This is a genomic window from Vibrio sp. Vb2880, from assembly GCF_033337975.1.
In the GTDB taxonomy this organism is placed as follows: domain Bacteria; phylum Pseudomonadota; class Gammaproteobacteria; order Enterobacterales; family Vibrionaceae; genus Vibrio; species Vibrio alginolyticus.
Genome location: NZ_JAWORT010000022.1, coordinates 19,387 through 44,269 on the forward strand (window position 1 = coordinate 19,387; position 24,883 = coordinate 44,269).

Annotated in this window: 25 protein-coding genes and 3 pseudogenes; 10 read left to right on the forward strand and 18 right to left on the reverse strand. The window is 43.2% G+C overall.

Annotated elements, in window-relative coordinates:
• Positions 1 to 8: 8 nt before the first annotated feature.
• Positions 9 to 995, forward strand: a complete 987-nt coding sequence (locus tag R7M92_RS19640; RefSeq protein ID WP_318134091.1) for a serine/threonine protein kinase — start codon at positions 9 to 11, stop codon at positions 993 to 995.
• A gap of 34 nt (positions 996 to 1,029) precedes the next feature.
• Entirely contained in the window at positions 1,030 to 1,632 is a 603-nt protein-coding gene (locus R7M92_RS19645; RefSeq protein ID WP_005379036.1) for a thiol:disulfide interchange protein DsbA/DsbL, read from the forward strand.
• Between the two features lie 46 nt (positions 1,633 to 1,678).
• Here the strand turns inward: R7M92_RS19645 and R7M92_RS19650 are convergent, their stop codons facing one another.
• A complete protein-coding gene (locus R7M92_RS19650; protein WP_086047109.1) occupies positions 1,679 to 2,557 on the reverse strand; it encodes an acyltransferase in 879 nt (292 codons plus the stop codon).
• A 149-nt stretch (positions 2,558 to 2,706) separates the two neighbouring features.
• Here R7M92_RS19650 and R7M92_RS19655 point away from each other — a divergent pair, with 149 nt between their 5' ends.
• Complete coding sequence (locus R7M92_RS19655; protein WP_318134062.1) at positions 2,707 to 3,663, forward strand: DUF2860 domain-containing protein; 957 nt, start codon at positions 2,707 to 2,709, stop codon at positions 3,661 to 3,663.
• Positions 3,664 to 3,718: 55 nt separating this feature from the next.
• On the opposite strand, the pseudogene R7M92_RS19660 reads toward R7M92_RS19655, so the two are convergent.
• A pseudogene (locus tag R7M92_RS19660) lies at positions 3,719 to 4,600 on the reverse strand (YifB family Mg chelatase-like AAA ATPase); the annotation flags it as partial.
• 60 nt (positions 4,601 to 4,660) lie between these two features.
• On the opposite strand from R7M92_RS19660, the gene R7M92_RS19665 reads away from it, so the two are divergent.
• Both R7M92_RS19665 and R7M92_RS19670 read left to right on the forward strand, forming a co-directional pair.
• Positions 4,661 to 6,208 (forward strand): recombinase family protein, encoded by a 1,548-nt coding sequence (locus R7M92_RS19665; protein ID WP_025635015.1) that lies wholly within the window; start codon positions 4,661 to 4,663, stop codon positions 6,206 to 6,208.
• A 129-nt stretch (positions 6,209 to 6,337) separates the two neighbouring features.
• Entirely contained in the window at positions 6,338 to 6,817 is a 480-nt protein-coding gene (locus R7M92_RS19670; RefSeq protein WP_025635014.1) for a hypothetical protein, read from the forward strand.
• Between the two features lie 183 nt (positions 6,818 to 7,000).
• On the opposite strand, the gene R7M92_RS19675 is transcribed toward R7M92_RS19670, so the two are convergent.
• The 16 genes and pseudogenes from R7M92_RS19675 to R7M92_RS19750 all read right to left on the reverse strand — a co-directional run.
• Positions 7,001 to 7,909 (reverse strand): hypothetical protein, encoded by a 909-nt coding sequence (locus tag R7M92_RS19675; RefSeq protein ID WP_318134068.1) that lies wholly within the window; start codon positions 7,907 to 7,909, stop codon positions 7,001 to 7,003.
• A 275-nt stretch (positions 7,910 to 8,184) separates the two neighbouring features.
• Positions 8,185 to 8,766: a recombinase family protein gene (locus R7M92_RS19680; protein WP_025635471.1), complete on the reverse strand. Its 582-nt coding sequence runs from the start codon at positions 8,764 to 8,766 to the stop codon at positions 8,185 to 8,187.
• A gap of 148 nt (positions 8,767 to 8,914) precedes the next feature.
• A complete protein-coding gene (locus R7M92_RS19685; RefSeq protein WP_025635473.1) occupies positions 8,915 to 9,286 on the reverse strand; it encodes a hypothetical protein in 372 nt (123 codons plus the stop codon).
• 74 nt (positions 9,287 to 9,360) lie between these two features.
• Positions 9,361 to 9,819, reverse strand: a pseudogene (locus tag R7M92_RS19690) (magnesium chelatase domain-containing protein); the annotation flags it as partial.
• Positions 9,820 to 9,849: 30 nt separating this feature from the next.
• Positions 9,850 to 11,316 (reverse strand): DNA/RNA helicase domain-containing protein, encoded by a 1,467-nt coding sequence (locus R7M92_RS19695; RefSeq protein ID WP_318134071.1) that lies wholly within the window; start codon positions 11,314 to 11,316, stop codon positions 9,850 to 9,852.
• A gap of 66 nt (positions 11,317 to 11,382) precedes the next feature.
• Complete coding sequence (locus R7M92_RS19700; protein WP_318134073.1) at positions 11,383 to 11,970, reverse strand: recombinase family protein; 588 nt, start codon at positions 11,968 to 11,970, stop codon at positions 11,383 to 11,385.
• A 113-nt stretch (positions 11,971 to 12,083) separates the two neighbouring features.
• Positions 12,084 to 12,335 carry a hypothetical protein gene (locus R7M92_RS19705; protein ID WP_256895303.1) on the reverse strand — a complete coding sequence of 84 codons (252 nt, stop codon included), beginning with the start codon at positions 12,333 to 12,335 and terminating at the stop codon, positions 12,084 to 12,086.
• Positions 12,328 to 12,627 (reverse strand): hypothetical protein, encoded by a 300-nt coding sequence (locus R7M92_RS19710; RefSeq protein WP_256895302.1) that lies wholly within the window; start codon positions 12,625 to 12,627, stop codon positions 12,328 to 12,330. Before R7M92_RS19710 ends, R7M92_RS19705 begins: the two co-directional genes overlap by 8 nt.
• A gap of 86 nt (positions 12,628 to 12,713) precedes the next feature.
• On the reverse strand, positions 12,714 to 13,226 hold the full coding sequence (locus tag R7M92_RS19715) for a hypothetical protein (protein ID WP_256895301.1): 513 nt from the start codon (positions 13,224 to 13,226) through the stop codon (positions 12,714 to 12,716).
• Positions 13,226 to 13,627: a hypothetical protein gene (locus tag R7M92_RS19720; RefSeq protein ID WP_256895300.1), complete on the reverse strand. Its 402-nt coding sequence runs from the start codon at positions 13,625 to 13,627 to the stop codon at positions 13,226 to 13,228. Before R7M92_RS19720 ends, R7M92_RS19715 begins: the two co-directional genes overlap by 1 nt.
• The gene (locus R7M92_RS19725) at positions 13,620 to 14,081 is read right to left on the reverse strand and encodes a hypothetical protein (protein ID WP_256895299.1); all 462 of its coding nucleotides are present in this window, start codon (positions 14,079 to 14,081) and stop codon (positions 13,620 to 13,622) included. The genes R7M92_RS19720 and R7M92_RS19725 overlap by 8 nt, the downstream gene beginning before the upstream one ends.
• Positions 14,082 to 14,083: 2 nt before the next feature.
• A complete protein-coding gene (locus tag R7M92_RS19730; protein WP_256895298.1) occupies positions 14,084 to 14,302 on the reverse strand; it encodes a hypothetical protein in 219 nt (72 codons plus the stop codon).
• Positions 14,299 to 14,499, reverse strand: coding sequence for a hypothetical protein (locus tag R7M92_RS19735; RefSeq protein ID WP_256895297.1), 201 nt, complete (start codon positions 14,497 to 14,499; stop codon positions 14,299 to 14,301). Before R7M92_RS19735 ends, R7M92_RS19730 begins: the two co-directional genes overlap by 4 nt.
• A gap of 145 nt (positions 14,500 to 14,644) precedes the next feature.
• Positions 14,645 to 15,463, reverse strand: coding sequence for a hypothetical protein (locus tag R7M92_RS19740; RefSeq protein ID WP_318134080.1), 819 nt, complete (start codon positions 15,461 to 15,463; stop codon positions 14,645 to 14,647).
• A gap of 433 nt (positions 15,464 to 15,896) precedes the next feature.
• On the reverse strand, positions 15,897 to 17,822 hold the full coding sequence (locus tag R7M92_RS19745; RefSeq protein ID WP_318134082.1) for a recombinase family protein: 1,926 nt from the start codon (positions 17,820 to 17,822) through the stop codon (positions 15,897 to 15,899).
• A 45-nt stretch (positions 17,823 to 17,867) separates the two neighbouring features.
• Positions 17,868 to 18,089 (reverse strand): annotated as a pseudogene (locus R7M92_RS19750) (magnesium chelatase domain-containing protein); the annotation flags it as partial.
• Positions 18,090 to 18,554: 465 nt separating this feature from the next.
• Here R7M92_RS19750 and ilvG point away from each other — a divergent pair.
• The 5 genes from ilvG to ilvA are packed head-to-tail and all read left to right on the forward strand — an operon-like array spanning position 18,555 to position 24,853.
• On the forward strand, positions 18,555 to 20,201 hold the full coding sequence (gene ilvG, locus R7M92_RS19755) for an acetolactate synthase 2 catalytic subunit (RefSeq protein ID WP_005378960.1): 1,647 nt from the start codon (positions 18,555 to 18,557) through the stop codon (positions 20,199 to 20,201).
• Between the two features lie 11 nt (positions 20,202 to 20,212).
• Positions 20,213 to 20,497, forward strand: a complete 285-nt coding sequence (ilvM, locus tag R7M92_RS19760; protein WP_005378958.1) for an acetolactate synthase 2 small subunit — start codon at positions 20,213 to 20,215, stop codon at positions 20,495 to 20,497.
• Positions 20,498 to 20,509: 12 nt separating this feature from the next.
• Complete coding sequence (ilvE, locus tag R7M92_RS19765) at positions 20,510 to 21,448, forward strand: branched-chain-amino-acid transaminase (RefSeq protein ID WP_005378953.1); 939 nt, start codon at positions 20,510 to 20,512, stop codon at positions 21,446 to 21,448.
• A gap of 13 nt (positions 21,449 to 21,461) precedes the next feature.
• Positions 21,462 to 23,303 (forward strand): dihydroxy-acid dehydratase, encoded by a 1,842-nt coding sequence (gene ilvD / locus R7M92_RS19770; RefSeq protein ID WP_005383859.1) that lies wholly within the window; start codon positions 21,462 to 21,464, stop codon positions 23,301 to 23,303.
• A gap of 2 nt (positions 23,304 to 23,305) precedes the next feature.
• Entirely contained in the window at positions 23,306 to 24,853 is a 1,548-nt protein-coding gene (gene ilvA, locus R7M92_RS19775; RefSeq protein ID WP_005383857.1) for a threonine ammonia-lyase, biosynthetic, read from the forward strand.
• Positions 24,854 to 24,883 lie beyond the last annotated feature (30 nt).

A 24,883-nucleotide genomic window follows, 5' to 3' on the forward strand; every position in this document is an offset into this window, starting at 1 on the left:
TTGTTTATATGTCCCAAAGTATGTTTAACTTTGACGCCCTTACCCCAGACTTTATGTGGTACGCGTTAGAAAGCATCGGCGTTCGCGCAGAATCAGGCTTTCTTCCCCTCAATAGCTACGAAAACCGTGTTTATCAATTTACTGACGAAGAGCGTCGTCGTTATGTCGTCAAGTTTTACCGTCCTGAACGTTGGAGCAATGAACAGATCCAAGAGGAGCACGACTTTACTTTAGAGCTGATTGGCAATGAGATCCCCGTCGCACCACCTGTGCGCATCAACGGTGAAACCCTGCATCACTATCAAGGCTATGCTTTTGCGCTGTTTGATAGCGTGGGTGGTCGCCAATACGAGGTTGACAATTTAGATCAGCTCGAAGGTGTAGGGCGTTTCCTTAGCCGAATCCATAAAGTCGGCAGCCGCCAAGCCTTCCAACATCGCCCTACGATCGGCTTACAAGAATACCTGTATCAACCAAGAGAGATTCTGCAAAACGCCAATATGATTCCAATGCACTTGGAGAACAGCTTCTTCAATGACTTGGATATGCTGATCAAATCAATTGAAAGCCACTGGCAAGAAGGCTTCAATATGATTCGTTTGCATGGCGATTGCCACCCAGGCAATATTTTGTGGCGAGATGGCCCTATGTTTGTTGATTTGGATGACGCTCGTAACGGCCCTGCAGTACAAGACTTATGGATGCTATTGAACGGTGAACGCCAAGACAAACTGATGCAGTTGGATATTGTTTTAGAGGCTTACCAAGAGTTTTGCGACTTTAATCCTGCAGAATTGAAACTAATCGAGCCACTTCGCGGTCTACGAATGGTGCACTATATGGCATGGCTAGCAAAACGTTGGCATGACCCTGCATTTCCTCTCGCTTTTCCATGGTTTAATGAGCCAAAATACTGGGAAGGTCAGGTCCTTGCATTTAAAGAGCAGATCGCCGCTTTAGAAGAAGCACCGCTGTCTTTAATGCCTCAATGGTAAGTCAGGCCAAAAATTCAAAAATGGAGATATTTCGATGAAAAAACTGTTCGCACTGTTTTCTATGCTGATGTTAAGCCTGTCGGCACATGCAGCGCAATTCAAAGAAGGTGAACATTACAAAGTATTGGATCTTGAGGCATCAAAAAAACCTCTTGTGACGGAGTTTTTCTCTTTCTACTGCCCGCACTGTAATAGCTTTGAACCGGTTATCCAGCAACTGAAAAAGCAGTTGCCAGAAGGTACTAAGCTATTAAAAAACCACGTTTCTTTCATGGGTGGCAACATGGGCCCATCAATGAGCAAAGCCTACGCAACGATGGTTGCACTAAAAGTGGAAGACAAAATGGTGCCAGTGATGTTTAACCGCATCCACAATCTAAAGAAAGCACCACGTAATGATGAAGAACTTCGTCAAATCTTCCTTGATGAAGGTGTAGATGCGAAAAAATTCGATTCTGCATTCAAAGGCTTCGCGGTTGATTCAATGGTTCGCCGTATGGACAAGCAATTTGAAAACAGCGGTCTAACCGGCGTTCCTGCGGTTATCGTTAACAACAAATACCTAGTTCAAGCACAAAGCATCAAAACGATGGATGAGTACTTCTCTCTGGTGAACTACTTGCTGACACTAAAATAAGCACATCGATATCAATCAAAAGGGGAGCACGTCGCTCCCCTTTTGTTTACTTGTAAATCTCTTGTAGTAACCGATCTTTTTCTTGCCACACATCACTCAGCCATTGCTGAAATTGCCGCTTATAGGGCTTATCGTTGAAGTAATCACCGAGCACTCGTTCATCAACGGGTAACACATTTACACGCACAACCACCTTGCTCATGCGGCCCATCAATAAATCCTTGAATGGTTTATGCGTATTTTCTGGGTACGCCAACGTAACGTCGATAATGCTCTCGAACTGTTCCCCCATCGCCGCTAACGTGTACGCAATCCCGCCCGATTTTGGTTGCAGCAAATATTGATAGTTTGCTTTACTCTTACGCTGCTTTTCTTCGGTAAATCGGGTTCCTTCGACATAGTTAACCACTGTGGTTGGAGTGTGTTTGAATTTAGCGCACGAGCGACGTGTCGTCTCTAAATCTTGACCTCGCTTATGAGGATTGCGGATCAGATACTCTCGCGAATAGCGACGCATAAATGGCATATCGAGCGCCCAACACGCCATCCCGATGAAAGGCACATACAGCAGTTGTTGCTTGAGGAAAAACTTCGGCATGGGAATACGGTCTTTAAACACGCAGCAAAGCACAACAATATCTGTCCAACTGAGATGATTACTGATCAGCAGATACCACCCGTCTTTTTTAAGCGCTTCACCGCCCTGAACATCCCACTCAACACGGTTAGATACCGCCAGAATGCACGCATTAACGGTAGCCCATAACCACATCACCTTATTGGCACAAACGGTCGCTAGTGCTTTTAGCTTTACGCCAGGAAGCAATATTTTAAATACAGCGATAACACAAATTGCGAGTGAACAAACCGCAGAATTGAGAATCACAAAAGAAGCGTTAAAAAAAAATAACAAATATGCCAACATGATAGTCAAACAACAGTGATAATGTGTGAAGAATAAAACAGCGTGTAATTATACTGCGCCTTTGCCACATTGGAACATGCGTGGAAATGGTCAGATTTGTTACCGCAACCAATATGTGCACCACTCATTCGACAACAAGGAGATAACGAATGAAACCAAGGCTACTTCTCTTGCCTTTGGCCTTTGTCGTCAGTTCTGCTCAGGCTCAACTCGCTGAAACCGCAGGTTTTGGCGGTGAAATTTCGCTGAATGCCGGATTCATATCATCAGAATCCAATTTCAATACAGAAAATAGTAACACCATCGATTCTCTCGATAAGCGTGCCGATAGTGACAGTTCCGTTATCGCTGCACCGCTAGGGAGTGTGACATACACCTTTGGTAGCCGACTCAACCACCAAGTTTACGCCGGTACCACACGCTCAGATGTCGCGGTAGGTACACTCGCTTTTCAGTTGGGCTATCAACACGAGCTACAATCTGGCACCGTGCTCGATGTTTCCTATCTGCCGACGGTACTCAAAGGCGAAACTTGGCGCAACCCTTATCAAGTAGGAACCGCACGTAAAGAGACGGATGTTGACGGCAATGCGTATCGCTTTCAGATCAAAGGGTTAATTGATAAGAACTTCAACCTTGATCTTGCTTATGCTGATAAAGACATCGAGCAGGAGGAAGTGACAGACCGCTCACTTGCTCGCGATGCTAACCTTTACTATGTCAAAGGCGACTATCGCATTCCACTCAACCAAACGTCTATGTTGCAACCCGCTTTCACCTACATCAATCAAGATGCCGACGGTAAGGCGGAATCATTTGATTCGTACGGGTTTGACATCAGCTGGTTTAAATTTATCAACCGCCATCGATTGGCCCTCACCGCGGGTTATGCATGGAAAGACTATCAAGCAGCTAACCAAACTTTTGCTAAAACACGAAATGACGACACCATCAGCCTATTTGCGGCCTACGAATATCAAAACGTATTTGACTGGCAAGACTGGTCGTTCATTTCTTTAGCCGGCTATAGCCAAACTGACTCGAATATCACGTTTTATGAGGAGAAAGAGTACCTATTGTCGCTTGGTCTCAACTACACCTTCTAACGTCCTTCATCGCAACAAGGTGCTTACAACACTTGTTGCGATGACACTTTGCTGTCTATACCGCTTGCGCCGTAAGCTGTTTCAGTAAACGGTCCATCGCTCGATACCCAAGTGCCTCAGCCAAGTGCGTTCGTTCAATTTGCTCCGCCCCATCCAGATCGGCGATTGTTCGCGCCACTTTGATAATACGATGATACGCACGAATCGAGAGCCCTAAACGATGCAAAGCGGTTTCAAGAAACTCAGCATCACTCTTATGCAAGGGACAAAACGCCTCAATTTCTCGACTACCTAGCAGTGCATTGACCTTACCACTGCGGTTTAGCATATTGTTACGCGCATGGCTCACACGCGCTTTTACGATAGCAGTCGGCTCACCGCGATCACCACCTTCTGCTAATGTCCCTTTGGGCAAAGCTGGGATTTCTAAAGACATATCAAAGCGATCTAACAGTGGTCCAGATAATCGACCAAGGTAGCGCAAAATAGCTTGTGGATTGGTGCGCGCTTGATTGCCTTCGTAATATCCTGTCGGGCTTGGGTTCAAGGCTCCAACTAATTGGAAGCGAGCCGGAAAGCGTGTTTTACCTTGCGCTCGAGAGATAATGATCTCGCCAGATTCGAGCGGTTCGCGTAACGAGTCCAGAACTTTACGATCAAATTCGGGCATTTCATCGAGAAACAATAACCCGTTGTGGGCTAAAGAGATCTCCCCTGGTCTGGGTACCGAGCCACCGCCGACTAATGCCGCCATTGAACTTGAATGATGCGGAGAACGAAACGGACGCGACTTCCAGTTATGCTCATTAATTTCACTCTGAGTCAACGATGCCACCGAAGCGGTTTCCATTGCTTCTTCGTCACTCATTTCCGGTAATAAGTCACACAAACGCGAAGCCAACATCGTTTTTCCAGTACCTGGCGGGCCAAGGAAAAGGAATCTTGGGTATAATAGACCTACGTTATTTTTAGGAGTACATAAGTTAGTTTTTTAGTAATGACAAAAGCATACAGTTACATTCGTTTCAGTACTAAAGGGCAAATAGAAGGTCGTAGCTTACAGAGACAGTTAGAAACTGCTCGGAAGTACGCAGAGGAAAACGGGCTAGAATTGCAGAGCCTTTCTTTTCAAGATTTGGGTGTTAGTGGGTTTAAAGGACGTAATAGTGAACAAGGGGCTCTTTCCCAGTTTATAGAAGCGGTTAAAGAAGGGACTATTCCTGAAGGAAGTTGGTTACTCCTAGAAAGCTTTGACCGTATGAGCCGTCAACCAGTCGAAAAGTCAATGCGCCTTCTCATGGAGCTTGTCGAGCTTGGTATCATCGTCGTAACTCTCATGGATAAACAGGTATATAGAAGAGGTCAACTTGATATGACAAAGTTGATTATCTCACTTGTAATCATGAGCAGAGCACATGAGGAATCGGCTGCGAAAAGTAAACGCCTAGCTGATGTATGGCATGCAAAGCAAGCAGTTGCTCATCTAAAGCCACTGGGAACTCACCTACCTGCATGGCTCGAATACAACGAAGACAAAACTAAAATACAGATTAACTATGAGAAAGCAGTGGTTGTTCGTTATATCTTTGAGCTTTCAGCAAATGGGTATGGACGGTCTGCTTTAATAAGAAAGCTAAATTCGCAGGGGATTGCTCCTATAGGCTCAAGAGCTAAACGCTGGCACCTCTCTTATGTGACTAAGCTCCTCAATAATACTGCTGTTCTAGGCGAATACATCCCACATGTTACAGACAAACTTGGTCAAAGAGTTCCTACAGGGGAAGTCATTGAAAACTACTATCCTCCTATTATAGAAAAAGATTTATGGCTCAGAGCTAAGGCTGCGGCTCAAAGTAGAAAAATTAGAGGGACTGGAGCAATTCGTAGAGGTCACACACGCAATATTCTATCAGGGATGGTTTCTTGTGAATGTGGTTCTTCGATGCAATTTGTTAACAAGGGCTCTTCAGACAAAGGAGGTTATTACCTTGTTTGTAGTACAGCGAGACACGGTGCTGGATGTCAGTATATAGGTCATCGTTATTATTCTGTTCAGTGGGTTGTTCTAATAGCTCTTCAAAAGCTTCTCCATACATTTGCAAACAAAGCAGATAACCACGAAAAAGAAATGCAGCTAGAGGGTGAGCTTGTTGAGCTAGACAGGAAGCTAAACAACCTTATCAATGATTTAGAAGAAAATGGGTCTAGTAAGTACATTAGCGCAGCGATACGTAAAACTGAGCAGCGTATGGATATAGTTAAGAATGAGCTATTGATGCTTCAAAGTTCTAAGGCAGTAGAAAATGATGAGGTTGATTTACAAGAGATAACGCTACGCCTTAATGAAAACTTCGAACGCCTGCGTTTACACCAATACCTGAAGAGACATATTGCCAACATCGTGGTCTACAAAAATAAAGAGCGTTTGGAGATAAACCTAAAGACTGGAGAAGATATTATCTTAACTTTTATCCCGTCAGAGAACTTGTGGCAGAGTAATACAGGAGTCTCTTTCAGTGTTACTTTTGATACTCGTTGGGGTTAACAATTAAAGAGCTTGATGTGATGTCTCGTTGATTATCACTAATGTTGCGTAGACAATGTGTTTCATAAATTTTAGACTTTCAATACTGCCTAAATAAAAAAGTAACTATTAATCATCTGGGAATTAAGTATGTCTATTCTATCTAAAACTCTAACTGGTGGCTTGTTATTTGCCCTTTCTTCCTATACCTGTGCAGCACAGTGGACCTCAGAGACGATTAAAGATGATTTTACAGATGAAACAAAAGTTTTCGCTTCTGTATTATCTGATGCTGGTTTTAGGGATGGCTTCATCCATATGGGTTGCTATCCCGGCAAATCTTTTGAAGTAAAAGTAGGCGCAGGTAAATACATTGGGTCTAAGAGAATCCCTAACAATGTAAAGTATCGTGTTGATAAAAATGAGCCTGTAGAAATGACCATGAACTCTACGTCAAAACGCTATGTATATATGAATGATGCTAACTCAAAGTTCGTTAGAGATCTTCTCGATGGTAAGTCAAGTGTAGTAGTTCAGTTAACTAGCTATGATTATGACACCTCCAAAGCAAAGTTTTCTTTGAAAGGCTCTACCAAAGCGATTAAACAAGTATTAGATGCATGTAAATAACTGTATTTAAAACAAAAAAAACAAACCCCATTCTATGCCAACCACTAGGGTGACCACCTAGAGATCTTAGCGGTCACAAGTGACCACCCTAGTGTCTTACCAAAGATTTACACTAGCTTGCGGCTACCGCTAAGACCTCTTTTGTTTTTTCTGCTGTTATTCCTAGGTTTTCGCTATGAGTCGTTAGAATTTCTCGTATCCATCACCTTCACCATACTTTAGGATAACCTCGTTTTCATCCCAACTACGCTTTACGACAATTCCTAATGCTCTTTTATCTAAAGTATTTAATGCCTTTCTAAAGGCCATAGGGTTTCTTTGGATTAACTCTTTGAGGGTATTTTCTTGATAAATGATTTCTTTTTGCTCTAGCTCTTCTTCAGATAAATCAGCATCAAATTTCTCACCTTTATAAGCTTTTGATAATCTGCTGATAATTGGAAATCCATCCTTATCGAAATCGTCAGGTGCTAGCTCAAATCTCTTTAATAGCTTTTTTCTAAGCTTTTCTGCTGCCTTTTGATAATCACCCAACCACTCTTTCACATTAGGTAAACCAACCTCGACACAGGCATTCTGAGCGTTCACAATGTGTAATCCTTGGGTTTCACTGCAATCAAATAACTTAGCGGTTTTTCGCTTTGAAAGTATCTTTAGGTTCTCACCTTGCATCAAAGACTGCTTAAACTTGTTTTGCCATATCTCAGACTGATCTAAGGCTGTACCGTGTTCCAAGTTCTTGGTAAGAGAATCCAAGTAGGCTTCAGCTTCTGTATAGCCTCGGTAGACCTTCACGGGGACTAAAAGGTTTTGGCTTGGGTTGTCTTTAAGGAACTTGTGGCATGCTTCTGTACGATGAAAACCACTCACTACATACAACTCTCCGTAAATGTCATAGGCTTCTATTGGTTCCTTAATGCCATTACCGTTCTCTAAACTGGTAAGAATGTTTCTGAGTTGCCTTTGTCTACTGTTTTCTGAAGCTGCTCTGTCTGCTCTTTTAGCTATTAACTGTGTTTGTCTGCTTTGAAACCTTTCATCGAGAACAAGCTGTCTAGGGTCAATTTGCTCTAAAGTGCACTGTTTCATCATCGTTTACTGCTGGTATAACTCTATCTGTGGTTGGTTAGTATGATTGAACCTCACAAACACTCTACCACCTGATAATCATGGGTAGGCGGGGAGGGGTTGGACTATATGGTTTTTCCTTCGATTGCACCGCCTAGTTACGTACACACAAAATGTGTTTTACTTTTGGCTGATTTACTGGGTGTAAAATAACCAAATAACGGTCAAAACAATTAATTGAATTTTTTATGTGCGCTTGCTGTTTCATTTTTTTTATAGCAAAGCAATCTCAAGGAGGTCTAAAGCTTCTTAGCTTCTGCTGTTAGCCTCTTAACTGTCGAAATAGAAACATTAAGCTTTTCTGCTGTTTTCGAAATAGAAAGTCCTTGAGCACGCATTTCAGCTACTTTTTGAGGTGTAGCCTTAACGGGGCGTCCTATCGTTTTTCCTTGGGATCTAGCTCTAGCCTGCCCTTCAATTGTTCTTTCTCTGATTCGGTCTCGCTCAAATTCAGCAAAAGCCGTGAACATTCTCAACATAAGCTTACCTTCAGAAGTCGTTAGGTCTTTTGTTGGTAAGTCTAGGCTATGAACATTAACCCCTTTCTCACACAGAAGTTTTATTGTCTGCTGCACATCAATGTTGTCACGCCCTAAACGGTCAAGCTTCAAGACAACTAATGTGTCTCCTTTCATTAGCTTATGCTCTACCATCGTCTTAAAGCCTTTACGCTCCATTGCGCATACGGCTCCTGAAACAGTCTCTTCCACTACAAATGCTTCATCGACTTCATAGCCTCTGTCTTTAAAAGCTTGCACTTGGTTTTCTGTGGTCTGTTCAGTTTTGGATACACGGCAGTAGAAGTACGTTCTGCAACTCACCTTGCCTTACTCCTAAAGATTCAAAAGTAGGGATATTTTATAGGCTAGGCTTAAATCAATCAACACCCTACTTTTAAAACAATCCAGATTGAGTTCATCTTAGGTGGTCTAAAAACGAATGTTTTTGAGCCTATGTGTTCTTTTGAGCTTATGGTTCTTTCGTGTGAAAAGTCTTCACATCGATTCTCAGTTTGTACTTTGAGTTTGGCTCTATATATTGTGTATAACTAATGACCACAAGGTTATCTACTGGGTATCCTGTTTTCTCCAGTTGATTTAAAAACCAGCGCATAACATTAGCTACATCCATACCTCTCCAGTCACCTTTTGCTGACATTGAACTTTTCCTGTTGTATTCAGCGTCAAATTCTACATCTGCGTGGATTGCCAGAGGCTCGTCATAGTTCAACTTCCACCTCTGCTCTTCATCAAAGCAGTCAGGATATCGCTTTGTTAGATAGTCTAAAGTGATAGGTTGGCGTAAATCTTTAACTTGTATATCAACTAGTTTCATTACCATTATTAACTCTCCGTAGTAACAAGAACTCATTAAGATTAGTGTTCAATATTGAAGAATTCATTAATAGGTCTTTTAGGTTCTAAAAGTAGTAAGTTGTGGTTTCCAGCGGCAGCAATCTCCAGTGCTCGCTTACCTTGTTGTTGGCCAATAATATCTTGTAAGTCTCGACCATGTTTTTCGATCGTTTTTCGCTTAGGCGTTTGAAAAAGATTCAGTCGATGTTGACCACAAAGCTCGGCACATACTTCCAGTAATGATTGGGCCGATTTATGTTGTTCCTTCCCCACCAGCGCCGCCTGATCGCCATTCACATGTGGGACGACCAAATGACGTTGAATCTTAATAGCTTCCAGCGCAGCAGGCAGCACACCTTTTACAGGTCTCAGACCACCAGATAGTGCTAACTCACCAACAAATTCGTAGTTTTTGAGCTTATCTGTCGCGATTTGCTCCGAAGCGGCCAAAATTCCCAATGCTATAGGAAGATCAAAACGTCCTCCCTCCTTGGGTAGATCTGCCGGAGCAAATTTTATCTAGTTGCAATCATAAATCTAGACCTTTGTTCATTGAAAAATCGATAAGCACCTATTTAATACTTCACGATTGCCAATTATGATTAGTTTTAGTTTCTTTCGAGTTCTAGTTATATTTTGAAATAACATTTTCACTGAATCATAATGTGTTTTAGATCTGTAAATTAACTTTCCATCATTACTGTAAGAAAAATACTGATCAATAACAACAGCTACATTATCAAACTCTTGACCTATGACTCTATGTGAATTCTTACTAAATAAGTTAGAATATGACTCATGATATTCTTTGTCATATTGAGAAGGAGTCAACTTTAAAACCTCCCATCCATTATTACTTATCAGATCGATATAATCTTTAACATTTTTCACATCGTTAAAATAATCAAAATCAATATTTCCCTCATTCTTTATGTTGATTTTTCTTTTATTATTAAATAGCAATTTTATGAAGCTAGCTATCTCTTTATTTGTTCTTATTTTATCTGAAAGTTTAAATAACTTACTACCATGAATATTGTTTATTTTACCTTCAATGTCCAATAATGACTCTTTTCGTGATAATGTTTGACTCTTATCATAAGAGAAAATACAGCTTATATTTTTCATTTGAGCATCTGAAACTAGATTATTGAATTGCCATTCAAAAATACGTTGAGCTTCATCAATAACAACCAAGTCTAAATTAGATATATCGTAGTTTCTAAACTCTTTTATCGATACAATATTCCACCCCAGCCCAATCAATCTACGATGCCCTTCATTTAATTGACCGCAATGCACAATCACTGCTTTTTTATTGCTTATGAAAGATTTAACAACATCATATGTAAGTAGTGTTTTTCCAGTTCCTGCGCTACCTGTAACTGCAATAAATGAAGTGCCAATCGAGTTTAGATTATTAAAAATCTGATTTTTTATGTCTTCTTGTTGATTTGTCAAAAAATATTGACCATTAATAAACTTATTTGTTGAGTTGAATGGCGAAACCAAATAATCAGAAGGATTAAATAAATTATCTGGATTATCTATTATTGATAAGTTTTGTCCAGTTAAAATCTGAAGTAAGAAATTAAAATTAGTCTCTTCTAATTTATTATAACTATTGAGCAAATAGATTTTTTTAGTTTGCGATACAAAAGTAAAGTTGTGAATAACTTTGTTAGTGTGACTAAGATAATATCTATTTCTTAACAATTGATTTTCTATCTTGCTTTCATTACTATTGCTTTTTAATTCAATATTTACTGTGTAATTCCTACCAAACCTTAGTAAATCAAATTCTTTACTAATATGCTGTATCTTATATCCGACAAAGAAATCATTAAACACATTAACAAAATCAAGAACACTTCGCATGATTAAAATCATATTTTCAAGATCGTTAACCTCGGTATTTTTAATATCTATTTCATAGTACTTAATAAATGATTCGTATTCAGTTTGAGAAAGAGATCTATATGCTTGTACCAACGATAGAATATTAATGCTTCTCATAATTATGTTACCTAAATCTGACGTATAGCATTCAATCTCGCTTAAAAAACACACAAAATCAATAGACTACCGAATTTTTAGTACACGATGTATTGTCGCCCTGCTCGTTCCGTACTCCCGTGCCAATGCCGAAATCGACATTCCACGAGCAAATTTTTGCTTTATCTCTTCACGCTGCCCTTCATTAATAGCAGACTTCCGACCACCTTTGTTTCCCGTACGCACTCTGCCAGATTGAAGACGATCTACAATTATTGAGTGCTCAAGCTCAGCAAACACACCGAGCAACTGAGTCATAGCTCTCTGCATAGCGTTCTCGCTCGTAGTATCAACCTGCCCGTCGAGCGTTTTTACCTGCACACCTTGCTCTTGTAATTGCTGAATCGTCGCTAAAATCATATTCAAGCTGCGCCCCATGCGATCAAGCTTCGTAAGTACTACAGTGTCTCCCTCACGAACATAATGCAGCAGCTCTGCCAGTTTATTTTTGTTGTCGTCTGATTTGCCGCTTTGCTTGCCGTAAAATATTTTCTGACAGCCAGCCGTTGTCAATGCCTCCAGTTGTGCTGATAAATCTTGATCTGCTGTACTTACCCTTGCATACCCAATTAGAGCCATGTTCCCACCTGTACGAATCTTTGTAGTTTCGAACATCTTAGGCTCCACCGTACGAATGCCTCAACCGATACCTTTCGTACATGTGCGTATTGCCAGACAAACAACCGTACATCAGACCAAAAAAAAGAGAGCATTTAGCTCTCTTCCATTTACCGTGTCAGCTCACGAATTCTTTGCTGCCGTTCTGCCTGAGTACGAAGCAATTTTTTGTTAGATTCTGCACGTTGTTGCTCCATCAGTGCCACACGTTCTCGAATCTCATCTAATTCGCTACCATCAGTTTTACGTTGTCGCTGCTGCTCATCAAGCGAACCTACCATGCGAAGTAAATCCAGTTGCGTTCCCTCCCAGCATTGACACTCCCCATCATCAGTTAACTCTACTTTGACTGCCTTAAGCATTGTCATTCTCCATGATTGCCTCAATTTCGGCGCGACTTAAATGCTTCAAATACGACGCTGAAACCATGTTCTCTTCGTCGATTTTCTGCTTGCAGAGACGTTCTTGTGACTTCAAATGACTTTGAATTGCTAATAGTAGCGTTTGTCTCTGAACTACTGCTCCAAATTCACCTGTCAGTGACTTACGCATAAGCTCGTCGCCATCCAGAGTATCAATATCAAATGTTTTAGCCTTGCCCCGCTTGCTGCGTTTACCAGCATCACTGCCACTCACTGAGTTAAATTTACTCATACTGTTTCCCGTTACTTTATCGTTATTATTTTTCACAGAAGACATGTTCGCGCTCAAAAACTTGTTTTCCCATGCCTTAACTGTGCTTACTCGACTGCTCGTAGTGCTTTTGCTTTCGCTAATACAGATACGATCAAGTCAATGTCGCCTGTGATTTTTGCTTCGCGTAGCTCACGTACAAAGTCTAAGTTTCCCTCAATAGAGCCTTCATCACGAAAGAGCACTACCAGCAGTTTTGCCGTTGATACCGAATGCACTACGTTTAGCATCTCGTCGATCACGTCGTCTTCGAACTCATCTTCTAGCTGAATTAGTGTATCTACCGCTTGAAATGCTGCTACTTGAGCCACCTGATCAGCCGTAAATCCCGTCTGTAGATCTGCAATCTCGAAAGCCAGTTTATTGATGCGTTGAGCATTGTATTCCCGCGCCTTAGCAATCATGATACGCTGCTCAAAATCCAACCTGTTATTTTCGCTTTCTCTGTCGAGTAGCCATTTTTTCAGCTCTCCGCGAGCCTCTGTCATTGCTGAGCTTAAGAATTTACTGTCAGCGATTTTTTCGTCGATTACCGATACATGTTCTGCGAATGAAAGCATTACTTCTTCCTCATAAAATCTTTTATCGTATATTTTTTGTGCTTTATTGATGCGCCTTTGTCAGAGCGCTTAACTGCCACGGTTCGAATCAGACCATTCTTCAATTCATGATTTAGCTGTTGAAATGTCTGACCTTTTAGAAGCCAGTCCACATCAGCCTTGATGTCCTGCTCACCATCTACGATTAGCCTTTCTTTAACTGAAATTAGCTTGTGCAGTGCCTCAATATCACCGTTCAGATAAGCTGTGAACCTACTACGAATTTCCGCCATTTCGTCAACGCTGAGTAGCTTTGCTGTATGTCCCTGAGCCTCTATATCTGCCAGTTGTTTTATGACCCTTGTTGCAAATACGCTCTTGTCAGTGAGTGCCGACAGAGCGCTGTATAATTCTTTAAACATTGTTCTTTACCCTGATTTTATTTGTCCCTGCCAGTGCCAACTTATACAGCACCCCTGAAGCCTGCTCTAAGTCGTTAACACCCAGCCCAGAGCGATATTTCTCTATGAAATTTTTTAACTCCGAAATTGTCATTTCCACATCAATCGATTTCTCGACCTTGAACAAAGCCATGCCATCAACATAAACCAGCTTCGCTTGTTCTCGATTAAAGTTAGCTAGCGCCAGATTCTGCTCAGTAGTTCTTACTGCCAGAGCTTTGTCATATGCTGAGCAAAGCTCGCCAACTTCGTACTCTGTTAACCATTTCCCGAGAGCATGTGCTTTAGCGTATATCAGCGCTGCGTAATGCTTGTGCTCTTGCTGAACTTCAATCGAATACAAAACGTCCACCAGCAGCCAGCGACCATCGACATTCCGCATACAGTGCGCAAGATTTACTTCATTTACGATCATGCTTAGAAAAACCTCGTCAAGTCATTGTCCAGCAGATGATCTGCTACTAATTTGTGAACGTTTTTGCGTTGCTCCACCTTCACGATGTATTCCAGACGAGACTTCATATCCTGAATCTGTGCTTCATAGTCTTTTGCCAGCTCGTCTCGCATGATGACGTTGCCATTTATATGCAATTCAAGCCATGTACTATCAGCGACTCGATTAATGTGAAAATTCATACCAGCCCCCATGCTTCTTTGATCGTGTTGAGATATGCAAGCTGAAGCTCTTTCCCATGCTCACCATCCAAGATCTGACGCAACCGAGCCAGATCAGCCATTCTCAATTGTCGCTGCTTCTCTTGAGCAGAAAGCCGTTTTGACTTCTTACCGCCAAGTGCTCCGTAATGCGCTGCGTTTTCTCGTGTAAATCCCATTCATAACCCTTACAGTTTCTTTGCTATGAATGTATTTATATGCTTAAGAATCGCTTAAATAACCAGTTGCTAGAAATTTGTAATAAAAAAAGCAACTTCGTTGTGAAGTTGCTTTGAATATCGAGAGTAGCTAGTTTTTGAAAGATTATGCTCTACATTCGAGTGCATATTCATATTCAACGCTCATGAGTACAGCTTTTAGATCTTCATCAATTTCAATATCAGGCTCAGGCTTACGCTCAAACTTAATTTCAAGATTAGATACGATGCTATCTTGCTTGTTTTTTGTGCTTTCACATTTATTAGAAAACTCTAATTCATCGAACAAAAAGTCATCATCTTCACCGATCGTAGAAGCATCATAGACTGAGTGCTCACAGCGTAATTGCTTACCTGATTTAACAGCGACCTCTTTTACTGAGAATTGAAAATCGTATTCAGTCTGACCGATTCTCGCGAATAAGTGCAGTGATTCATCTTCATTTTCTATAATCAAGAATGCTGCATTTGCCATAAATCTGCGCGTTTTCTTATGCTTGAGCGCACCCGTGTAATAAGTCGGCCGCTTACGCTGTGTCTTACGTTCTTGCAATAAACTCTTGAAGTACACCTGTGTATCTTTTAGCCACTCATATTGAGATTCGCGCTCATAGACAGATAAATTTTGATTGCGATCAATTGCGTCTCTAAGTCTTGATAGTGACTTAGAATTTTTGTGAAAATTGCTGATGCACGCTAGTCTCGTGTCAATGCCACCGCGCATTTCTCGACCTTTTACGACCTGAAAGCTATCGTCATGAGAAAAATTGACATCTGATGCAAACACGCCGAATTTAGCGATTTTGTTTTCATCTGTGTTTTTCATGATACTATGAGCTATTACGTTGAAGTCGCTCGCTGTTAGGTCGGAAGTATCTGGAATAGTGTAGCTAGCGTAGTTTAGTTGAATTGTTTTTGTTAACATTTGTCGCTCCTAATCTGTTGACATGAGCATGATAAGCGCCAATCAGCACCTGTTAAACATTATTGCTTTAACTATCTAACCTACGAAATTTCTAACTTACTAATCGTCTAAAGAACTAATCATCTAAAGATCTAAGCCTCTAAGATTGCGCATTTTTTTGCAAAAATGCTCACCTTGAAAGCGCTTTTCCTGCCTTGCTTCGCAAACCATGATCCCATTGATTTAATTCAGCTTGTACAAAGAAAAAATGCAACCAAGATTATAACCCTGATTGCATATTTGAATTGCTACTTGTTAGTTAGAGCATCAACTCTGTTGCGAAATGCTGCACATTGCTCTGAAAAAGTGAAATTAGACAAGTTCGTGACGTAGAGCTTATTGCCTTCGCTAAAGCGCTAAGAGTTGATGTGAGCGAATTTTTTAAGTGATCGAGCTATTCTTCCATCAAAAATGCCAATTTAGATACTGATGAGTTGCCATTCACTATTTCACTCTCCTTGCTCTTAAACCCTATACCGTACTTTGTTAAATCAGTATCCTTGAGCTTCTGCCAGCGTGATTCGCTGATGCCAAGCTTGACCACTTCAGAACGCTTATATTCCAGCTCACCATGAGTACGAAGATACTCTTTAATTTGATTAGCAAATCTCTTCTGAGCTGTATCTGTAGTACGTTTCCTACTACATAACATTAATCCAGCCTTGAACTTGCTAATATCATTTACATACTTTTTCGCTTTGATATCTTCTGTCGAAAATATAAACACCTCCATATCTTCGTCAGATAAAATTATTTCTCTTTTTGCAGAATCATCTATTACAAGTAGTTTAACAGCCCAAAACTCCCCTTGTTTTTTGCGCTTATTTTCTGGAAAGTAGTAGTAGTGCTTTGAGCGATCTACATATTCAATTTCCACCAGACCGTCGTCATGTAACACGATATCATTCACAAGCTGCTTAATTTTCTGATTGTAAACACGCTTTGTTTCTGAATCCGCATCTACTATCTCAGAGATTTGATGCACCCACTTATCGTAAGTCGATAACTCTATAACCTCTGCTGGCTTAGCCGACATTACCGCTTGTCGTTCAGCCTCAACTTTACTCTCTAATGTCGCGACATCAGCTTTCATCGTCGATAACTCTGATTTAATAGCGTCGCCAAATAACTCAATATTATCAAATACGAATTTCTGCTTGTTCCTATATACTGTCGAAATTACATCCAACTCAGCTTCCAAAGCTTTCAACCTAGAATCGTCAATTTCAGTATTAAAAACCTTACTTTTTAACGCATTGAGAACTAAGTTATCCAGCGTATAGCAGTTAATCATGTTGTGATTTTGACTTGCGCAAATGTAATACTTTGCACCATTCTTAGAGTGATGCACATTTAGCGATTGCTTACAACCACAGTGCAGCATTCTCGCACCAGACAACAAACTGTATTCTTTTCTATTACCATTAGATACTGTGCGCTTTTTGCGCTCAGCTCGCAGTTTATAAAATTCTTCTTTCGAACATACTGCCGGGTAATACCCGTCCAACTCAAACTCCGTTCGAGCACCTTGTTTATCATCTATGCTAATTTTTAAACGACCATATAGAGCCGCCGACTCAAAAATATTCCGAATTCCCTGCTTTGTGTAACTAAGACCTCGCTTTTCGAGTAGCTGCTGACAACGTGTGATTCCATTGCCTTGTAAAGCATAGTGAACTAGTTCTTTAGCAATATTATAATTTTCAGTGTGAACGCGTACTGGCGGGTTCTTAACTCCAATTCCATCATCGGTTCGAGTCGTTACCCAAAACGGATGATGACCAACACCTATATCATAAGCATGCCCACAAGCAGTTCGCTCACCACGTTGAAACCTCTCGATCTGAGCGAGTGCATTTTTGTTAATATAGTACGATTTACGAACTGATTCTTCGTTTGCAGTTGAGAATGCAAAGCCAGCCAAAGCGTTGTATATCGCTTGCTCTGAGTTACCCAGCTTATTGCTATAAAGCCTACTGTCCATAGTCGTGTATATGCCGACCCCTGCACCAAGTATGCCATTGAATAAATTCATACTTTTACTGAAATCCAGACGTGATAGCCTGTCAAGATGACGCATAACGATTATGTCGCCGTCTTTAATTACACCAGAATCAATATCTGCCAGTAGCTCGCCTAATTCGCCACGTAAGTGTTCACCTTTATATGCAGATTTTCCCTCATCTCTATAGACCCGTTCTGATACAGTTGTGTTGTAGTCTTTTGCTAGCTTACTAAGCAAAGCTTCGTCACCCTGCAATGACATTGATAGCCCTTCAAGCTGCTTGCCTGAACTTACCCGACAGTATGCATAAATCATGTAGTTACCTCTCTAAAAACATCGTACTACAGATTGCAACTAGAACAAATTTAATGGAGCCAAGTTCACGGTGATCCGCTTAGCAGGAAATTGAAAGTTAGAATTAATGATCGCACTGCGTACGCGATCTTTGGACTCTTTTACCGTTGTCTCTGGCAAGCCTACTAAGGTAAACCCTGGCATGCCGTTGCTGATATGAACTTCTACACTAACCGATGGCGCTTGCACCCCGACGCTTGCTCGACTATGAATGATTGCCAGCCCCATACGTTCCTCAATTTTTTTGAACACTCTGTAAACAAATGTTTTATCTAGTTGGTTATGTTATATACCGCGTCCCAATTGAGAGTTAATGTGAAAAAAGAATGACTTTTTGCTTGTCATGCAGCGGAATTGTGTGATACCACTAATGACGCAAACAATTTCGTAGAACATTACACAACATTTTTTAACGAAAAAAGAACGACAGACAGATGAATCTTTTCGCTCATATCAACGCACTGCTAGCCCTGATTATCGTGGTCATTATTGGCACCGCGCGGGGTATTGTGGGCGAAAGGTAACCACAAATTACAAAAAACCCCCGCACTGAAAAGTCCGGGGGTTTTTTTACAACTACAAGTTGTCATCTGTCTAACCCTCGGACAGTTTAACGGGAAGAATGGGAGTGCACATGAAGTGCAATAAATATGGCAATCGCTACGAGCCACAACGTAGCAAAGGAGGTTTACGATGACTGGTGCACAACTTGTCGTAGCCGCTTTAAGACAGCAAGGCATCGAAACCGTTTTTGGCTACCCCGGCGGGGCCATCATGCCAATCTATGATGCTTTGTATGACGGTGGGGTGGAACACATCCTATGCCGTCACGAGCAAGGGGCCGCTATGGCTGCTATCGGGATGGCTCGTTCCACTCAAGACGTTGCTGTGTGCATGGCAACTTCCGGCCCAGGAGCCACTAACCTTGTTACCGGCCTTGCCGACGCTTTCCTTGACTCCGTACCTCTAGTTGCCATCACAGGCCAGGTAGCTAGCTCTCATATCGGTACCGATGCATTCCAAGAAATGGATGTGATCGGAATGTCCCTAGCCTGTACTAAGCACAGCTATCTCGTGACCGAAATTGAAGATCTAGCTCCGACACTTGCCGAAGCCTTTGAGGTCGCAAAAACCGGTCGTCCGGGTCCTGTCATTGTCGATATCGCCAAAGACGTTCAACTCGCTCAAGCACCCACAGACCTTCTTCCTCCATACATAGCACCAGCAATCGAAGATGTCAGCGCTGAAGATATCAAACGTGCGCAAGATGTGCTGGCAGCATCTACTCGCCCAGTGTTGTATGTTGGTGGTGGCGTGCAACTTGCGAAAGCAACCGATGCAGTACGCGAATTTCTTCGCTTAAACCCAATGCCTGCAGTTAGCACATTAAAAGGTCTCGGTACCATTGAACGCCATGATCCTCACTATCTTGGTATGTTGGGTATGCACGGCACCAAAGCCGCCAACCTAGTGGTTCAAGAAGCCGATCTATTGATTGTGGTTGGCGCGCGTTTTGATGACCGTGTGACGGGTAAGCTCGACACGTTTGCACCAAATGCGAAAGTGATTCATATCGACATTGATGCTGCGGAGATTCATAAACTGCGCCACGCCAACGCACCATTACGTGGCGACATCAACACCATTCTTCCTCAGCTAGAGCTGACTCAAGATATTTCACCGTGGGTTCATCACAGTGAAAGTCTGCGCAGCGGCTTTAAGTGGCGTTACGACCACCCGGGCGAGTTAATCTACGCACCGCTATTGCTTAAACAACTGTCTGACATGATGCCAGATAGCTCAATTGTCTCGACCGACGTCGGTCAACACCAGATGTGGGCAGCGCAACATATCCAGCCACGCGAACCACAAAATTTCATCACTTCTGCTGGCCTTGGCACCATGGGCTTTGGCTTGCCAGCAGCGATGGGCGCTGCAGTCGCACGTCCTGATGATCAGTCTATCCTTATTACAGGTGACGGTTCATTTATGATGAACGTTCAGGAATTGGGCACGCTGAAGCGTCGGCAGATTCCAGTGAAGATTGTCCTTCTTAATAACCAACGTCTTGGCATGGTTCGCCAATGGCAGTCATTGTTCTTTGACGGTCGCCACAGTGAAACCATTCTTGATGACAACCCAGATTTCGTGATGTTAGCAAAAGCATTCGATATCCCGGGCAAAACCATCACCAAGAAAGAAGAAGTCGAACCTGCTCTCAAAGAGATGCTAGCGAGTGAAACTTCTTACATGCTTCACGTTTTGATTGATGAAGAAGAAAACGTGTGGCCATTGGTGCCACCTGGCGCATCAAACAGTGATATGTTGGAAAATACATAGGAGACAATCGCATGGACAGATATTTACTCGACATCAAAGCCGATGACAAACCGGTACTGTTGGAGCGCGTTCTACGTGTGATTCGTCACCGAGGCTTCGTGATCAAACAAGTCGCTGCTACGCAAAACCACGAAAGCAAAGTAGCCAGCGTCGAGATCATCGTCGACAGCGATCGACCAATCTCGTTTTTGATCAATCAAATAGAGAAGTTGTGGGACGTTCGTAAGGTTGAGGTGCTAAAAATCCGCAACGATGAACTGCCAAATCACAACTTACAACAACACGTAAGTGCATAAGGAAGGCAACAAATGGCAACGAAAACTGCAGATTTCATTTGGTTTAATGGTGAGATGGTTCCATGGGCAGAGGCGAACGTTCACGTTCTGACTCACGCAATGCACTATGGTACATCCGTGTTTGAAGGCGTGCGCTGTTACAACACACCAAAAGGCCCAATTGTCTTCCGTCACCGTGAGCATGCACAACGTCTAAAAGATTCTGCCAAGATTTACCGCTTTCCGATCCCTTTCTCTGTAGAAGAAATCATGGAAGCGACCCGCGAAACACTGCGCCAAAACAAACTCGACAGCGCTTACATTCGTCCATTGGGTTTTGTCGGTAATGTTGGCTTAGGCGTATGTCCACCAGTTGGCACTGAGATGGATCTAATCATTGCAGCATTTCCTTGGGGCTCTTACTTAGGCGAAGAAGCGCTAGAAAAAGGTGTCGATGCGATGATTTCAAGCTGGAACCGCGCTGCGCCAAACACCATCCCAACTGCAGCTAAAGCAGGCGGTAACTACCTATCTTCACTACTGGTTGGTGGTGAAGCGCGTCGTCACGGTTACGACGAAGGTATTGCGCTAAGCGTAGATGGTTACCTATCGGAAGGCGCCGGTGAAAACATCTTCGTTATCAAAGATGGCGTAATCACCACACCACCAGCAACTAGCGCGATTCTACCGGGCATCACTCGCGACTCGATCATGACAATTGCACGCGATAAAGGCTACGAAGTACGTGAAGCGAACATTGCTCGTGAAGCCCTTTACCTTGCCGATGAAGTCTTCATGACAGGTACTGCGGCTGAGATTGTACCAGTGGCAACCATCGACAAGATTGAAGTGGGCACTGGTAAGCGCGGCCCTATCACTAAAGAACTACAAGCAGCCTACTTTGGCCTATTTGACGGCACCACGGAAGATAAGTGGGGCTGGTTAGACTATGTGTACCCAGAACAGAAGTAAGAAGGATTAGGAAATGCCAAAATATAGATCAGCTACCACCACACATGGTCGTAACATGGCGGGTGCACGAGCACTGTGGCGTGCAACGGGCGTGAAAGAAGAAGACTTCGGTAAACCAATCATCGCCGTTGTAAACTCGTTTACTCAATTTGTTCCGGGTCACGTACACCTGAAAGACATGGGTCAGCTTGTAGCACGCGAAATCGAAAAAGCTGGCGGTATTGCGAAAGAATTCAACACCATCGCGGTTGATGATGGTATCGCAATGGGTCACGGCGGCATGCTGTACTCACTGCCTTCACGCGAACTGATCGCAGACTCTGTGGAGTACATGGTCAACGCGCACTGTGCCGATGCCATGGTATGTATCTCTAACTGTGACAAAATCACTCCAGGAATGTTGATGGCATCTATGCGTCTTAACATCCCTGTTATCTTTGTTTCTGGTGGTCCAATGGAAGCGGGTAAAACCAAGCTTTCTGATCAGATCATCAAACTAGACCTTGTAGATGCGATGATCCAAGGCGCGGATCCAAAAGTGTCTGATGAGCAAAGCGAGCAGATCGAACGTAGCGCATGTCCAACGTGTGGATCGTGTTCAGGCATGTTCACTGCAAACTCAATGAACTGTCTAACGGAAGCACTGGGGCTTTCTCAACCAGGTAACGGTTCTATGCTGGCAACGCACGCTGACCGTGAACAACTGTTCCTTAATGCAGGTCGTCGTATCGTTGAACTGACTCGTCGTTACTACGAGCAAGATGACGAATCAGCACTGCCGCGCAACATCGCTACGTTTGATGCGTTCGAAAACGCGATGGCGCTGGATATTGCAATGGGCGGTTCAACCAACACCATTCTGCACCTACTTGCCGCGGCGCAAGAAGGTGAAGTGGATTTCGATATGGAAGATATCGATCGCCTATCACGTCAAGTACCACATCTATGTAAAGTGGCACCATCTACCCAGAAATATCACATGGAAGACGTACACCGCGCAGGTGGCGTCATGGCAATTCTTGGTGAGTTAGATCGTGCAGGTCTTCTACACAATGATGCGCGCACCGTGCTTGGCCTTTCGATGAAAGAGCAGCTGGCGAAATACGACATCATCCAAACTGAAGACGAAGAAGTACTTAAGTTCTACCGCGCAGGTCCCGCGGGTATTCGTACTACTCAAGCGTTCTCACAAGATTGCCGCTGGGATCGCCTTGATGACGACCGTGCGGAAGGTTGTATTCGTACTATCGATCATGCCTTTAGCCAAGAAGGTGGTCTAGCCGTTCTATCAGGCAACATCGCATTAGATGGTTGTATCGTTAAGACTGCTGGTGTGGATGAGAGCATTCATAAATTCACTGGCCCAGCCGTAGTTTTCGAAAGCCAAGAAGACGCCGTAGAAGGCATCTTGGGTGGCAAAGTAAAAGCAGGCGACGTGGTTGTTATCCGTTACGAAGGCCCTAAAGGTGGTCCGGGCATGCAAGAAATGCTTTACCCAACCACTTATCTAAAATCGATGGGCCTTGGCAAAGAGTGTGCACTTCTGACTGACGGCCGTTTCTCTGGCGGCACATCAGGTCTTTCTATCGGCCACGCCTCTCCTGAAGCAGCAAACGGCGGTGCAATTGGCCTGGTAAAAGAAGGCGATATGATCGCAATTGATATTCCAAACCGTTCAATTTCACTCCAAGTGTCTGAACAAGAACTTGCTGAGCGCCGTGCAAAACAAGACGAACTAGGCTGGAAACCAGTTGACCGCCAACGTGAAGTTTCCTTTGCACTCAAAGCGTACGCGAGTATGGCAACCAGTGCTGACAAGGGTGCAGTACGAGACAAGTCGAAGCTAGAGGGCTAGCAATGATGGAAGCTCAACCCGAAAAACAAGTGAACCAAACTGGCGCAGATTATCTGCGCCAAATCCTTCGCGCACCTGTTTATGAAGTAGCAACAGTGACGCCACTGCAAGAAATGCCTCGTTTATCTGCACGTATCGGGAATAATGTGCAGCTCAAGCGTGAAGATCGCCAACCCGTACACTCGTTCAAATTGCGCGGTGCATACAACATGGTGGCGAGTTTATCTGAAGCGCAGAAAGCCGCTGGTGTCATTGCAGCATCGGCAGGTAACCACGCTCAAGGCATGGCGCTCTCTGGTACTAAGCTAGGCATTAAGACCACCATCGTGATGCCCAAAACCACACCAGACATCAAAGTCGATGCGGTACGTGGCTTCGGTGGCAATGTAGTGCTGCACGGCAGCAACTTTGATGAGGCAAAAGCGGAAGCGGAACGCCTTTCTGATCTGCATGGGTACACATTTGTCCCTCCTTTCGATCACCCACTGGTGATTGCAGGTCAAGGCACCATCGGCATGGAAATGCTGCAGCAAAATGGTCACCTTGATTACATTTTCGTCCCTGTCGGTGGTGGCGGTTTGGCTGCGGGTGTTGCGGTACTTGTGAAGCAGCTCATGCCAGAAATCAAAGTGATTGCGGTCGAGCCAGAAGATTCTTCATGCCTCAAAGCGGCATTGGATGCAGGTGAACCAGTAGTATTAGACCAGGTCAGCATGTTTGCCGATGGCGTTGCAGTAAAACGCATTGGTGAAGAGACGTTTCGTCTATGCCAAAAGTACATTGATGGCCATATTGCCGTCTCTAGCGATGAAATCTGCGCAGCAGTAAAAGACATCTTTGAAGACACCCGTGCGATTGCAGAGCCTTCTGGCGCGCTTGCTCTGGCGGGTTTGAAGAAGTTTGCTGAACAGAACAAGCTGAAAGACAAAAACCTAGGTACGGTATTGTCTGGCGCAAACACCAACTTCCACGGTCTGCGTTATGTTTCTGAACGCTGCGAGCTTGGTGAAAAACGTGAAGGTCTGCTTGCCGTCACCATCCCTGAGCGTCAAGGTGCTTTCTTTGAGTTCTGTAATCTCATTGGCGGCCGTGCCGTGACAGAGTTTAACTACCGCTACAACGATGACGCATTGGCAAATATCTTTGTCGGTGTGCGTTTGCAAGGCGGTCAGGAAGAGCTAGAACATATCATTCGCGACTTACGTGATGGTGGCTACCCAGTGGTTGATTTGTCTGATGATGAAATGGCGAAGCTGCACGTGCGCTACATGATTGGTGGTAAGCCGTCTAAACCGCTTAAAGAGCGCCTCTACAGCTTTGAATTCCCAGAATATCCGGGAGCGCTACTTAAGTTCTTAAGCACACTCGGTACTCATTGGAATATCAGCTTGTTCAACTACCGTAACCACGGCGCTGACTACGGACGCGTTTTATGTGGTTTCGAGTTAGATGAAAGCGATTTAGCTCAGTTTTCTGCACATTTACGTGAACTTGGCTATCAATGCAAAGACGAGACAGACAACCCATCGTATAAGTTTTTCTTGTCATAAAACGCCACATTTTAAACATATCAATGAAAA

What these genes read in the sequence shown, in the direction of transcription:
- R7M92_RS19640 (WP_318134091.1), top strand. Translation starts at nt 9, where the DNA reads ATGTCCCAAAGTATGTTTAACTTTGACGCCCTTACCCCAGACTTTATG.
- R7M92_RS19645 (WP_005379036.1), top strand. Translation starts at nt 1,030, where the DNA reads ATGAAAAAACTGTTCGCACTGTTTTCTATGCTGATGTTAAGCCTGTCG.
- R7M92_RS19650 (WP_086047109.1), bottom strand. Translation starts at nt 2,557, where the DNA reads ATGTTGGCATATTTGTTATTTTTTTTTAACGCTTCTTTTGTGATTCTC.
- R7M92_RS19655 (WP_318134062.1), top strand. Translation starts at nt 2,707, where the DNA reads ATGAAACCAAGGCTACTTCTCTTGCCTTTGGCCTTTGTCGTCAGTTCT.
- R7M92_RS19665 (WP_025635015.1), top strand. Translation starts at nt 4,661, where the DNA reads ATGACAAAAGCATACAGTTACATTCGTTTCAGTACTAAAGGGCAAATA.
- R7M92_RS19670 (WP_025635014.1), top strand. Translation starts at nt 6,338, where the DNA reads ATGTCTATTCTATCTAAAACTCTAACTGGTGGCTTGTTATTTGCCCTT.
- R7M92_RS19675 (WP_318134068.1), bottom strand. Translation starts at nt 7,909, where the DNA reads ATGATGAAACAGTGCACTTTAGAGCAAATTGACCCTAGACAGCTTGTT.
- R7M92_RS19685 (WP_025635473.1), bottom strand. Translation starts at nt 9,286, where the DNA reads ATGGTAATGAAACTAGTTGATATACAAGTTAAAGATTTACGCCAACCT.
- R7M92_RS19695 (WP_318134071.1), bottom strand. Translation starts at nt 11,316, where the DNA reads ATGAGAAGCATTAATATTCTATCGTTGGTACAAGCATATAGATCTCTT.
- R7M92_RS19700 (WP_318134073.1), bottom strand. Translation starts at nt 11,970, where the DNA reads ATGTTCGAAACTACAAAGATTCGTACAGGTGGGAACATGGCTCTAATT.
- R7M92_RS19705 (WP_256895303.1), bottom strand. Translation starts at nt 12,335, where the DNA reads ATGCTTAAGGCAGTCAAAGTAGAGTTAACTGATGATGGGGAGTGTCAA.
- R7M92_RS19710 (WP_256895302.1), bottom strand. Translation starts at nt 12,627, where the DNA reads ATGAGTAAATTTAACTCAGTGAGTGGCAGTGATGCTGGTAAACGCAGC.
- R7M92_RS19715 (WP_256895301.1), bottom strand. Translation starts at nt 13,226, where the DNA reads ATGCTTTCATTCGCAGAACATGTATCGGTAATCGACGAAAAAATCGCT.
- R7M92_RS19720 (WP_256895300.1), bottom strand. Translation starts at nt 13,627, where the DNA reads ATGTTTAAAGAATTATACAGCGCTCTGTCGGCACTCACTGACAAGAGC.
- R7M92_RS19725 (WP_256895299.1), bottom strand. Translation starts at nt 14,081, where the DNA reads ATGATCGTAAATGAAGTAAATCTTGCGCACTGTATGCGGAATGTCGAT.
- R7M92_RS19730 (WP_256895298.1), bottom strand. Translation starts at nt 14,302, where the DNA reads ATGAATTTTCACATTAATCGAGTCGCTGATAGTACATGGCTTGAATTG.
- R7M92_RS19735 (WP_256895297.1), bottom strand. Translation starts at nt 14,499, where the DNA reads ATGGGATTTACACGAGAAAACGCAGCGCATTACGGAGCACTTGGCGGT.
- R7M92_RS19740 (WP_318134080.1), bottom strand. Translation starts at nt 15,463, where the DNA reads ATGTTAACAAAAACAATTCAACTAAACTACGCTAGCTACACTATTCCA.
- R7M92_RS19745 (WP_318134082.1), bottom strand. Translation starts at nt 17,822, where the DNA reads ATGATTTATGCATACTGTCGGGTAAGTTCAGGCAAGCAGCTTGAAGGG.
- ilvG (WP_005378960.1), top strand. Translation starts at nt 18,555, where the DNA reads ATGACTGGTGCACAACTTGTCGTAGCCGCTTTAAGACAGCAAGGCATC.
- ilvM (WP_005378958.1), top strand. Translation starts at nt 20,213, where the DNA reads ATGGACAGATATTTACTCGACATCAAAGCCGATGACAAACCGGTACTG.
- ilvE (WP_005378953.1), top strand. Translation starts at nt 20,510, where the DNA reads ATGGCAACGAAAACTGCAGATTTCATTTGGTTTAATGGTGAGATGGTT.
- ilvD (WP_005383859.1), top strand. Translation starts at nt 21,462, where the DNA reads ATGCCAAAATATAGATCAGCTACCACCACACATGGTCGTAACATGGCG.
- ilvA (WP_005383857.1), top strand. Translation starts at nt 23,306, where the DNA reads ATGATGGAAGCTCAACCCGAAAAACAAGTGAACCAAACTGGCGCAGAT.